The sequence below is a fragment of the Allobosea sp. ASV33 genome, from assembly GCF_016428755.1.
Classification (GTDB): Bacteria; Pseudomonadota; Alphaproteobacteria; order Rhizobiales; family Beijerinckiaceae; genus Allobosea.
The window spans coordinates 24672-36587 of the sequence record NZ_JAELTI010000053.1; the positions used below are offsets into that span (position 1 = coordinate 24672).

Annotated in this window: 11 protein-coding genes; 5 read left to right on the plus strand and 6 right to left on the minus strand. The window is 68.0% G+C overall.

Going from position 1 to position 11916, the window contains the following annotated elements:
* Nucleotides 1-8: 8 nt before the first annotated feature.
* Nucleotides 9-2495, minus strand: coding sequence for a ligase-associated DNA damage response DEXH box helicase (locus JHD80_RS16170; protein WP_199089248.1), 2487 nt, complete (start codon nt 2493-2495; stop codon nt 9-11).
* Nucleotides 2496-2725: 230 nt separating this feature from the next.
* Complete coding sequence (locus tag JHD80_RS16175) at nt 2726-3685, minus strand: methyltransferase domain-containing protein (protein WP_199089250.1); 960 nt, start codon at nt 3683-3685, stop codon at nt 2726-2728.
* 29 nt (nt 3686-3714) lie between these two features.
* Between JHD80_RS16175 and JHD80_RS16180 the strand changes: the two genes are divergently transcribed.
* Nucleotides 3715-4776, plus strand: a complete 1062-nt coding sequence (locus tag JHD80_RS16180) for a ligase-associated DNA damage response exonuclease (RefSeq protein WP_199089276.1) — start codon at nt 3715-3717, stop codon at nt 4774-4776.
* A 220-nt stretch (nt 4777-4996) separates the two neighbouring features.
* Here JHD80_RS16180 and JHD80_RS16185 read toward each other — a convergent pair whose 3' ends face one another.
* Nucleotides 4997-5767 carry an SGNH/GDSL hydrolase family protein gene (locus JHD80_RS16185; protein WP_199089252.1) on the minus strand — a complete coding sequence of 257 codons (771 nt, stop codon included), beginning with the start codon at nt 5765-5767 and terminating at the stop codon, nt 4997-4999.
* A gap of 113 nt (nt 5768-5880) precedes the next feature.
* Between JHD80_RS16185 and JHD80_RS16190 the strand changes: the two genes are divergently transcribed.
* From JHD80_RS16190 to JHD80_RS16200, 3 genes are all read left to right on the plus strand, one after another.
* Nucleotides 5881-7518: a cisplatin damage response ATP-dependent DNA ligase gene (locus JHD80_RS16190; RefSeq protein WP_199089254.1), complete on the plus strand. Its 1638-nt coding sequence runs from the start codon at nt 5881-5883 to the stop codon at nt 7516-7518.
* A 146-nt stretch (nt 7519-7664) separates the two neighbouring features.
* Entirely contained in the window at nt 7665-8345 is a 681-nt protein-coding gene (locus JHD80_RS16195; protein WP_199089256.1) for a response regulator transcription factor, read from the plus strand.
* A gap of 104 nt (nt 8346-8449) precedes the next feature.
* Complete coding sequence (locus tag JHD80_RS16200) at nt 8450-8704, plus strand: DUF6460 domain-containing protein (protein WP_248311598.1); 255 nt, start codon at nt 8450-8452, stop codon at nt 8702-8704.
* 242 nt (nt 8705-8946) lie between these two features.
* On the opposite strand, the gene JHD80_RS16205 is transcribed toward JHD80_RS16200, so the two are convergent.
* A complete protein-coding gene (locus JHD80_RS16205) occupies nt 8947-10035 on the minus strand; it encodes a quinone-dependent dihydroorotate dehydrogenase (RefSeq protein WP_199089260.1) in 1089 nt (362 codons plus the stop codon).
* Nucleotides 10032-10376, minus strand: coding sequence for a DUF952 domain-containing protein (locus JHD80_RS16210; protein WP_199089262.1), 345 nt, complete (start codon nt 10374-10376; stop codon nt 10032-10034). The genes JHD80_RS16205 and JHD80_RS16210 overlap by 4 nt, the downstream gene beginning before the upstream one ends.
* Nucleotides 10377-10542: 166 nt before the next feature.
* Here JHD80_RS16210 and JHD80_RS16215 point away from each other — a divergent pair, with 166 nt between their 5' ends.
* Complete coding sequence (locus JHD80_RS16215) at nt 10543-11172, plus strand: S24 family peptidase (protein WP_199089264.1); 630 nt, start codon at nt 10543-10545, stop codon at nt 11170-11172.
* Between the two features lie 183 nt (nt 11173-11355).
* On the opposite strand, the gene JHD80_RS16220 is transcribed toward JHD80_RS16215, so the two are convergent.
* Nucleotides 11356-11916, minus strand: a 561-nt coding sequence (locus JHD80_RS16220; RefSeq protein WP_199089266.1) for a sensor histidine kinase, incomplete at its 5' end; no start/stop codon positions are given.

The following is an 11916-nucleotide window of genomic DNA, read 5'->3' on the forward strand; positions in this document are numbered from 1 at the left end:
TGCAGCCGTCACGCCATCGCCTCTTCCGTCAGCATCGCCTCTGCTTCCGCCAGGATCTCGTCCGCCGCCTCGCCATAAACCGCCTCGCGTCCGATCTCGAGCATCACGGAGACGCCGAGCGGCGAGACATGGTCGAGCGGCTGATGCACGATTCGGCCGCTGATCCGTGTCAGCATCTCACCAAGCCGGCGAATGTCGAGCAGGCCCGTCGCCGCATCGGCGCGCGCCGCCTTGAGCAGGATATGGTCGGGCTCGTGCCGCCGTAGGACGTCGTAGACGAGATCGGTCGAGATCGTCACCTGCCGGCCGCTCTTCTCCTGGCCGGGGAAGCGCCGCTCGATCAGCCCGCCGATGATGGCACAGGAGCGGAAGGTGCGCTTCATCAGCGCCGATTCCGCCATCCAGTCTTCGAGGTCGTCGCCGAGCATGTCCTGCGCGAACAGGTCGTCGAGATCGAGCGCGCCGCGCGCGATCGCCGCCGTCATGTCGCCGAGCGCCCAGCAGGCCATGCCGTAATCGTTGCAGACGAAGCCGAGCGGGCGCATGCGGGCGCGCTCCAAGCGGCGCGTCAACAGCATGCCGAGCGTCTGGTGGGCGAGGCGGCCCTCGAACGGATAGGCGACGAGATAGAAGCGCCCGCCGCGTGGAAAAGTCTCTACCAGCAATTCGCCCGGCTGTGGCAGTCGCGAGACCCGCTTCTGCGCGTGCAGCCAGGCCGAGACCTCCTCCGGCAGCGTGCGCCATAGGCTGGGCGAAGCCAGGATGGCGCGCACACGCGCGGCAAGGAAGGTCGAGAGTGGGAATTTGCCGCCGTCATAGGAGGGGATCTTCGGATCGGTGCCAGGCGAGGCGCGCGAGCAGACCGCCTCGTTCTCCACGATGCCCTCGAAGCGCAGGACCTCGCCGGCGAAGACGAAGGTGTCGCCTGGCACCATGGTCTCGGCGAAATACTCCTCGATCTCGCCGAGCACGCGCCCACCGCGGGTGATCATGCCGGGCTGGCCCGGTTTGCCGGCGCGCGCCCGGCCGAGCCGGACTTTCAGCATCGTCGCCTCGACGATCGTGCCGACATTCATGCGGTATTGCTGGATGACGCGGGCATGGCTGGCGCGCCAGAGGCCGGCCTTGTCCTGCCTGAGCTTGGCGAAGCGCTCATAGCTCTTCAGCGCATAGCCGCCGGTCGCGACGAAATTGACGACGGCGTCGAAGTCTTCGCGGGTCAAATCGGCATAAGGCGAGGCGGTGCAGACCTCCTCATAGAGCGCATCGGCCTGGAAGCCATCCGAGCAGGCGACGCCGAGCACATGCTGTGCGAGGACATCGAGTGCGCCGATGCGGGGCGGCGGCGTGTCCTGCGCGGCTTCATGCACGGCCTCGAGCGCGGCGCGGCATTCCAGCAATTCGAAACGGTTGGAAGGTACCAGCAGCGCCTCGGAAGGCTCGTCCATACGGTGGTTGGAGCGGCCGATACGCTGGATCAGCCGGCTCGCGCCCTTGGGCGCGCCGAGATTGACGACGAGGTCGACATCGCCCCAGTCGATACCGAGGTCGAGCGTCGCGGTGCAGACGACCGCCTTGAGCCGCCCATCCGCCATCGCCGCCTCGACCTTGCGGCGCTGCTGGGCATCGAGCGAGCCGTGATGCAGCGCGATCGGCAGGTTGTCGTCGTTCAGGTTCCACAAGGCCTGGAAGGCGAATTCCGCCTGCATGCGCGTGTTGACGAAGACCAGCGTCAGCTTGTGCGTGCGGACCGCCTGATAGACCTCGGCCATCGCATGCTGGGTGGTATGCCCGGCGATCGGCAGGTTGCGCTCCGTGTCGAGGATGCCGATGCGCGGCTTGGCGCCGCCCGCGACAGTGACGAGCCCGGCCGGCGTCTCGGCGCCGCCGAGATAGCGTTGGAGATCGGCCGGCTCGCGCACCGTCGCCGAGAGGCCGACGGCCGAGACCTGGGGCGCCAATGCCTTCAGCCGCGCGAGATCGAGCGAAAGCAGGTCGCCGCGCTTGGAAGTGACCAGTGCATGCAACTCGTCGAGCACGATGCGGCGCAAGGATGAGAAGAACGGCGCCGCGTCGCGATGCGAGACCAGCAGCGCGAGCTGCTCCGGCGTCGTCAGCAGGATATCGGGCGGACGCTGGATCTGCCGCGTGCGCTTGGCTGCGGAGGTGTCGCCGGTGCGCGTCTCGATCGTGATGGGCAGTCCCATCTCGCGCACGGGCGCTTCGAGATTGCGGGCGATGTCGACGGCGAGCGCCTTCAGCGGCGAGATATAGAGCGTATGCAGGCCGTCATGCTTGCCCTTGCGCTCTGCCAGCTCGACCAGCGAAGGCAGGAAGCCGGCGAGCGTCTTGCCGGCACCGGTTGGTGCGACCAGCAGCGTCGAGCGCCCGGCGCGAGCCTCTTCCAGCAACGCGAGCTGATGGGGCCGCACGTTCCAGCCGCGGCCAGTGAACCAGGCCTCGAAAGCGGGAGGGAGCGGGGAGGGAGCGGCCATGCCGGCCGAAGATAGGGGGTATGGGAGGAGAACGAAAGGGGAATGACGCCCTGCCGGGATCGATATGCCCAAAGATCAAAAAGCCGGTCTTGCCACGCATCCAAACGCGCAGCGACGACGTAGATGCCATGAGGTCTGGCCCCGCCTCAAAGCCGCCTCTGGGGCTGACCCGGTCGCTGACCCCCCTCCGCGACCGGGTCTTTCGCCACCGCTATCGGCGTGGCCGGCTTTCAGCGCCGCTCCGCGACGACCAACAGCCCCGGCACGGGCGCGCCGCGATCCTGCCGCGTGCTGGCGGGCTCGACGAGTACCGGGGTGAGCCCGGCTTCCGCCAGCCGCTCCCTCAGCCAGCCTTCAGCATGCGCGAACCGCCGATCTTCCCCCACGACAACGCCGTCGCCGTCATGGCTCTGCACCGTGAAGGCCAGGAGCCCGTCCGATTCCAGCACGCGCGCGCTCTGGGCGAAGCAAGGCGCGAGCTCGCCGAGATAGACGAAGACGTCCGCCGCGACGACGAGATCGGCGGAGGCATCCGGCCGGCTGGTCAGGAAGGCCGTCAGCCCCGCAACGGCGAGCTTGTCGTAGAGTGGCGTGCCGTCCGGCGCGAGCTTGGCCCGTGCCCGCTCGATCATCCGCGGCGAGAGATCGCAGCCGGCGATGAAGCCGCTCTGCTCGTGGATCGCCTCGCCCATCAATCCGGTGCCGCAACCGAGATCGTAGACCACGTCGAACCGGAAGGGCCGGCCGGCGTTGCTGCAGCAGCGGACGAGCGCAGCCTTCAGCAGGTCGGGCGCGTTGTAGTGCAGGGTTTGCGTGAGATGGCTGTCGAAACGGTCGGCATAGGCGTCGAACAGCGCGCCGGAGAAATTCTCCGAGGTCGCCTGCTCGGCCGACATCGCGCCGATGCGGGCGAGATCGAGCCGCGCGCCGAAATGGTCGTTGGGATCGAGGTCGAGACATTGCCGCCAGGCTGTGGCGGCGTCTTCCCTGTGGCCGAGCGCCTCCTGCGCCAGCCCGTAGAGATGCCAGGCGGCCGTGAAGTGATAGGCCTGCGACAGCGTCTGGTCGAGGATATCGACAGCCGCTTGCGCGTCCCCGTCCTTCAGCGCAGCTTCGGCCCAGCCATAGCGGCGGTCGAGCACGGGGTCGCCGGACGAGGCGAAATGCGTGGTCGAGCCTGTATCGGTCATACCGACCGATCTAGCCCAGGAGTGTGACGCTGGCCAGACAAAGCGCCCGCTGGCGCCCCTCCGAATTGCTGCTGCCGACGCCGGCCGGGCTTTATTGCCCGCCGGCCGACATCCATATCGATCCCGTCCGGCCTGTGGCGCGGGCGCTGATCACCCACGGCCATTCCGACCATGCCCGCGCCGGCCACGGCGCCGTGCTGGCGACGCGGGAGACGCTGGCCATCATGGCCCTGCGCTATGGCGAGGGCTTTACTGGCTCGCAGCAGGTCGCGGTGCCCGGCGAGAGCGTGCGCATCGGCGAGGTCGATTTCACCTTCGTGCCCGCCGGCCATGTCCTCGGCTCCGCCCAGATCGCGGTCGAGAGCCGTGGCCTGCGGATCGTCGCCTCCGGCGACTACAAGCGCGAGCGCGACCCGACCTGCGCCGGTTTCGAGCCGGTGCGCTGCGATATCTTCATCACCGAGGCGACCTTCGGCCTGCCGGTCTTCCGCCATCCGCCGGCGGCGGGGGAGGTGGCCAAGCTCCTGGAATCCGTCAGGCTCTTCCCGGAGCGGACGCATATCGTCGGCGCCTATTCCCTGGGCAAGGCGCAGCGCGTCATGGCCCTGATCCGCGAGGCCGGCTACAACAGGCCGATCTATATCCACGGCGCCGTCGAGAAGATCACGGCCTTCTACGAGGCCGAGGGCATCCCGCTCGGCGAGGTCAAACTGGTATCCGAGACCGATCGCAAGACGCTGGGCGGCGAGATCGTCATCTGCCCGCCGAGCGCGACGCAGGACCTGTGGGCGCGCCGTTTTCCGGACCCGGTGACCGCCTTCGCCTCGGGCTGGATGCGGATCAGGGCTCGCGCACGGCAGAAGGGCGTCGAATTGCCGCTCGTCATCTCCGACCATGCCGATTGGGACGACCTGCTCGCGACGATCAAGGAGGTTCAGGCCGGCGAGATCTGGGTGACGCATGGCGAGGCCGAGGCGCTCGTCCATTGGTGCGGCACGGCGGGTCTCAAGGCTAAGCCGCTGCATCTCGTCGGCTATGGCGACGAGGGCGAGGCGGATCCGGTCGAGGAGGCGGCCGATGCGGCGGTTTGAAAGAGCTATGGCGATGCGTCGATTGTCATCGGAACCAAGCCCTCATTCCGGGGCGGCCCGGCGGGCCGAGCCCGGAACCCAGAACCGATACCGGCCCAGAAAGAAGTGGTTCGATGGCAAGGTCATAACGGGAAAGCGCATCGGTTCTGGGTTCCGGGCTCATTGCTGCGCAATGCCCCGGAATGACGCCGCGGTTCCCTTGGAAGGCCGGAGCCTCAGCTTACCGCGACGCCGCGACGACCGGGCGCGAGGGCGCGGCCATGCCGACCATGGCATTGGCCATGTCGCGGGCAAGGCAGTCATAGCCCGCATCGCTCATGTGGAAGCCGTCGGTCCAGAGCGCGGCCTTGAACGCTTCGGCATCGCTGCGGTGCCATTCGCGCATCGCGTCGTAGCGGCCGAAGACCGGCACGGCCTCGCGCCGGGCGACGTCGCCGACGGCCTCGACATATTGGCCGTAGCGCTGCGGATCGCGCACGGAGGGGAAATATTGCGGGTCGAGGATGGCGAGCGCCGGGCCGGCCTCGCGGACGAGCGCGATGCCCTCGCCGACCATCGCCTTGAAGGCGTCGAGATCGCCGCCCTTGACGGCGTCATTGGTACCAACCTGCCAGATCACGAGGTCGTAGGCGCGCGCGCTCAGCGCGGCCTTCAGGCGGGCGAGCGTCTGCGGGGCGGTCTCACCGCCGATGCCGGCATTGACGATCTCGACCTTGGACTTCGGCCAGGCCTTGCCGAGCAGCGCCTGCAGGCGGGCGGGATAGGTCTTGTCCTTGGCGCTGGCGCCGATGCCTTCGGTCGAGGACGAGCCGATGGCGAGGATCGTCAGGGTCTGGCCCTGCGCCACCTTATTCGAAAGGGGAGCGAGCGTCGCATTCGCGCGCACGATCGGCGTCTCGCGGCAGGAGAAGCTCGCCGCTTGCGCGGGGGCTCCGGCCGACAGCATTGCAGCGATGACAGGCAAGGCAAGGAACCGCATCGCGGCACGCATCGGCGTCTCTCTCCTAGCTACTCCGCTGCCGTTAAGGTTTCTTTCATGAACGGTATCTGAACGATGCGCCGCAACACGAACGAAGCGGCCTGGTGTGGCGCGGGAGCGACAGCATGAATCGCTTCGCCTGGCTGCTCGATCGCCTCGCCTATGAGCCGCGCCGCAACGCCAAGATCGCGCTGATCGCGGATTATCTGCGCACCACGCCCGATCCCGATCGCGGCTATGCGCTGGCGGCGATGACCGGCGGGCTGGTCTTCCGCAATGCCAAGGCCGGGCTGATCCGCGCCCTGATCGCCGAGCGCACCGACCCCGTGCTCTTCGCGCTGTCCTATGACTATGTCGGCGACCTCTCGGAGACGGTCGCGCTGATGTGGCCGGCCCGGCACGGCGCCAATGCGGTGCCGCATCTGCCGGAGGTGGTGGAGAGCCTTCGCGAAGCCGGCAAGACCGATCTGCCGCGCCTCGTCGCCGGCTGGCTCGATGCGCTCGACGAGACCGGCCGCTGGGCCTTGCTCAAGCTCATCACCGGGTCCTTGCGCATCGGCGTCTCCGCCCGGCTCGCCAAGACGGCGGCCGCCAGTATCGGCGGCGTGCCGCCTGACGAGGTCGAGCAGGTCTGGCACGGGCTGGAGCCGCCCTATGCCGAGCTCTTCGCCTGGCTGGAGGGCAGGGGACCGCGTCCCGAGGCACGCGATCCCGCGCCCTTCCGCCCGGTCATGCTCTCGCACCCGATCGAGGACGGCGATTTCGACAAGCTCGATCCGGCTGAATTCTCCGCCGAATGGAAATGGGACGGCATCCGCGTCCAGGCGGTGAGTGGCCGCAAGGCCGATGGCACCCGGGTGACTAGGCTTTATTCCCGCACCGGCGAGGACATCGCGGGCGCCTTCCCCGACCTCGTCGAGGAACTGACGATCGATGGCGCGCTCGACGGCGAATTGCTGGTGATGCGCGAGAGCGCGGTCCAGAGCTTCAATACGCTTCAGCAGCGGCTCAACCGCAAGACCGTCACGGCGAAGATGCTGGGCGAATTTCCCGCCCATATCCGCGTCTATGACCTGCTCGTCGATGGCGAGGAGGATATCCGGCATCTGCCCTTGGAAGAGCGGCGCCGACGGCTGCAGGCCTTCCTGTCCCGGCTGTCCAGCATCCGCTTCGATCTCTCGCCGGTGATCCCCTTTGCCTCCTGGGACGAATTGACGGCCGCGCGGGCCGACCCGGCCGGGGCCGGGGCGGGCGCAGATGCGGAAGCGGTCGAGGGCTGCATGCTCAAGCGCCGCGATTCAGCCTATCTGCCCGGGCGACCCAAGGGCTATTGGTGGAAATGGAAGCGCGATGCCCGGCTCGTCGATTGCGTGCTGATGTATGCCCAGCGCGGCCACGGCAAGCGCTCCTCCTTCTATTCCGATTACACCTTCGGCGTCTGGCGCGTGGCGGAGGATGGCGGGCAGGAGCTGGTCCCGGTCGGCAAGGCCTATTTCGGCTTCACCGACGAGGAACTGATCGAGATCGACAAATATGTCCGCAAGAACACGCTGAATCGCTTCGGCCCGGTACGCGAGGTCACGCATGAGGCTGGGTCCGGCCTCGTCTTCGAGGTTGCCTTCGAAGGCCTGCAGCGCTCGACCCGGCATAAATCCGGCCTCGCCATGCGTTTCCCCCGGATCAACCGCATCCGCTGGGACAAGCCGCCACGCGAGGCCGACCATATCGAGGTGCTCGAAGCGCTGTTGCCGACCAATGGTTGAACCGGAATGGGTTGCAGCCTTGCGCTTGCAATGCTTGTGATGCGCGGTCGGCCTGAGGCAAAATGCCCGGGTGGGACGAATGCATCGGCTCGAAGCGGGTGGCCCGGCTTCGGGCGGGGGCGATGCAGGCTTTAAGGAGTGGGGCGATGAGCAAGCAGCCTTCGACGCGGATCGTCATCGCGGACGATCATCCGCTGTTTCGCGGCGCCCTTCGCCAGGCCGTGTCGAGCGCGCTCGGCGGGGCCGATGTCAGCGAAGTCGGCTCGCTGGAAGCCCTGACCGAGGCGCTGGCCAGCGGCGGCGATGCCGATCTCGTCCTGCTCGACCTGACCATGCCGGGCGTGCAGGGCTTTTCCGGCCTGCTCTTCCTGCGCGCCGACCATCCGGAGATTCCGGTCATCGTCGTCTCGGCCAATGACGATCCGGCGGTGATTCGCCGCTGCATCGAATTTGGTGCGCTCGGCTTCCTGCCCAAGACGGCGGATGTCGCGCAGATGGGCGAGGCGATCCGCGCCGTGCTCGACGGCGGTGTCTGGACCCCGCCCGGCGTCGACCTCTCCGCCCCGGTCGATGCCGAGATCGCCGATATGGTCCGCCGCATGTCGACGCTGACGCCGCAGCAGGTGCGCGTGCTGATGATGCTGTCCGAGGGGCTTCTCAACAAGCAGATCGCTTATGAGCTCGGCGTCTCCGAGGCGACGGTGAAAGCCCATGTCTCGGCGATCCTGACCAAGCTCGACGTCGACAGCCGCACGCAGGCCGTGATCGCCGCCTCCAAGATCGCCGGCACCGCCTGGGCGACGGCGGGGGCCAGCGCGACGGCCTGACGGTCGCCCGTTCACACCCCGTTCAAGCGCCGCGTGTTTCAGGTTAAGACAGCGCGGAGGCGCCCCGGATCGGCATGGGGCGCAACAGGATGGCTATCGCTTCCATGGAACGGTTTCTCGGCGGCTCGCCTCTCAGCGTCCTCGTCCGCCTGATCTTCATTTCACTGCTCGTCGGCGCGGCCATGGCTTTCCTGGGCCTGTCCCCGCAGAGCCTCTACGAGGCCGCGGCGCGCTTCCTGCGCTCGATCACCGGGCTCGGCTTCGGCGCGATCCGCGAGGTCGGGCAGTGGCTTATCGCCGGAGCTCTGATCGTCGTGCCGCTCTGGCTGCTGATGCGGCTTTTCGCGGCGCGGAAGTAGTTCGCCTGAACCGCGCCGTCATTCCGGGGCGCCCAACGGGCGAGCCCGGAACCCAAGGACACGGCTTCCTTTCAGCTCGTCATGCTCGCCCTTGTGGCGAGCATCCATGTCTTGAACACCGCATGGCGCCGACGAAGACGTGGATGGTCGGGACGAGCCCGACCATGACGACAGACGTCGTGCCCATCGATTCCGGAGCCGGGCTTTCGGCCTGCCCCGGAATGACGCCGTGGTTCTTGAGCTTAAAGCCGTTCGCCGCGCGCGATCGCAGCCGCGTCGCGCCCGATCAGGGCTGTCAGGCGCGTCAGCCCGGCGCGGCGCGCCCGCGTGGCGAGGCCGGTCTTGATCTCCTTGGCGAGGCCCGGTCCCTTGAACACCATCGCCGAATAGAACTGCACCAGCGTCGCGCCGGCACGGATCTTGGCGAAGGCGGCTTCAGCCGAATCGACGCCGCCGACGCCGATCAGCGGGAACTGGCTTTCGACGCGCAGGAAGGCCTCGGCCAGCATACGGGTCGAGGCGGTGAAGAGCGGCTTGCCGGAGAGCCCGCCGGTTTCGCCCTTGCTGGCGCCACGCAGGCTGTCCGGACGCGCGATCGTGGTGTTCGAGACGATCAGCCCGTCGATCTCGCGCTTGCGCGCGACCGCGATCATGCCGTCGAGTTCGGGCAGGGTCAGGTCCGGCGCGATCTTGATCAGGATCGGCGTGCGCTTGCCGCCGGCCGCAACCGCGTCCCGTGCGGCGAGCGTGCGCGCCACGAGATCGTCGAGTGCGCTTTCCGCCTGCAGGTCGCGCAGCCCCGGCGTGTTCGGGGAGGAGACGTTGATCGTCAGGAAATCCGCGAGTGGGGCGAGCCGGCGCGCCAGCGTGGCGTAATCGGCGGCACGGTCGGTCGATTCCTTGTTGGCGCCGAGATTGACGCCGACGAGCCCGTTGCGGCCGCGGCGCGCCTCGAGCCGCTTTGCCACGGCTTCCATACCTTCGCTGTTGAGGCCGTAGCGGTTGATGACGGCCTCGTCCTCCAGCAGGCGGAAGACGCGCGGGTGGGGATTTCCGGGTTGCGGCAGCGGCGTGACGCCGCCGACCTCGACGAAGCCGAAGCCGAGGCCCAGCGCGCCGTCGACGGCCTCCGCATTCTTGTCGAAGCCGGCTGCGAGCCCGACCGGGTTGGGGAAGGACAATCCGAACGCCTCGGTCGCGAGCACGGGATCGTCCGCACCCGGTTTCAGCGCCCGCGCCGTGGCCAGCGCCGTGACGCTCAGGCGATGCGCCGTCTCCGCATCCATGCGGTGGATCAGCGGCCGGGCGAGGTTGAACAGACCACCGATCATGCGAGCTCCTCCGGCAGGGCGTGGTGGCCGTCGCTCTTCAACGGCATGGGGACGATCCAGCGCGCCGCTTTCGGATCGAGCGGGGCGTAGAGATGCGGGAACAGGGCGCCGCCGCGCGAAGGCTCGTAGCGCAGGGCCGGGCCGAGGCGCTCGTCATCAATCGCGATGAGCAGGAGCCCGTCCTGCCCGGCGAAGTGCTTCGCCGCGGTCTCTGCGACTTGGGCGCCCGTGGAAAAATGGATGTAGCCGTCCGCGAGATCGACCGGGGCGCCGTCGAAGCGGCCCTTGGCCTCGGCTTCCGACCAGAGCGCGGCAGGGCATATCTTGTAGATCAGGGGCACCGGCAATCTCGCATACGCATCTCGGGCACCGGCTTAATCACTGGCAGGAGGATTCCGCAAGCCGTTGTCCGATTATGGCGAGATTCGGATTGAAATCTTATCGGATAGGGGATATTTCCTATTTTCTATCCCCGCCCTACGGCAAGAGCGAAGCGAGGCCTGCGCGATGCTGTCACATGACCAGATCTGGGGGGCGATCGACACGCTGGCCCAGCGCTACGGTTTCACCGCCTCGGGGCTGGCGCGCAAGGCCGGGCTCGACGCCACCACGTTCAACCGCTCTAAGCGCGTCGCCCCCGATGGGCGCGAGCGCTGGCCCTCGACCGAATCGATCTCCAAGATCCTGGTCGCGACCGGCGCCTCCTTCGACGAGTTCATGAGCGTGGTGCTGCGGCGCGAGCCGGCGCCGGCGCGCACGATTCCCTTGATCGGCTTCGCCCAGGCGGGTTCCGGCGGCTTCTTCGACGATGGCGGCTTTCCGGTCGGCACGGGTTGGGAGGAGGTCGCCTTTCCCGGCGTCGCGGACGAGAAGGCCTATGCGCTGGAGATATCAGGCGATTCCATGTTGCCGCTCTATCGCGACGGCGACACTATCATCGTCTCGCCGACTGCGACGGTGCGGCGCGGCGACCGAGTCGTGGTCAAGACGGTGGAGGGCGAGGTGCTGGCCAAGCAACTCAAGCGTCAGACCGCCAAGACGGTCGAGCTCGCCTCGCTCAATCCCGAGCATGCCGATCGCGTGCTGAACAATGCCGAGATCGCCTTCATGGCGCGGGTGATCTGGGCGAGCCAGTAGGGCGGTCCAATCGGCGGCCATGGGCTGCAGGTGTGTGAAGCTGACCGAAGAAACGCGCCGTCATCCCGGACAGCTGCGAAGCGGCGCCGATCCGGGATCCATCATAGAGCACCGGCGTCCTTCGATGGATCCCGGGTCAAGCCCGGGATGACGACGCGGTTCCACTGAAAGCGACGGGGGGCTTTAATGCCCGTTGGCGCGCCGCGCAGGAAGCATGACCACAAAGACGGCGCCGGTCTCCGAGGGTTCGAGCGCGATCGATCCGCCATGCAGCCGGACCAGTTCGGCGGCGATCGCCAGCCCGAGGCCGGTGCCGCCGGGCGTCACCGAGCCGCGGAAGGCCTGGAACAGGTTGGCCCGGGCCCGCTCCGGCACGCCGGGGCCGTTGTCGATGATGCGCAGCGTCACCGAGCCGTTTTCCGGCCCCCCCGTCACCGTCAGCACCGGCAGGTTGCCGGCGTCCGCCCCGGCCCGCGTCAGCGCCTGGATCGCGTTGCGCATCAGGTTGGTCAGCACGCGCGCCATCTGGTCGGGATCGCAGGGAGCCGACAGCTCGGACGGAATCCGGTTCTCGAAACGCGGTTGCTTGCCCTCGCCGAGGCCGAGCATCTCCGCCTGCTCGGCGACGAGCTGGCGCAACGGCACGTCGCGGATGGCGGGCGTCGCCTCGGCAGCGCGGCCATAGGCGAGGGTGGCCTGACAGAAATCGATGGCGCGGCCGAGCGTCGCGATCAGGCGCGGCGC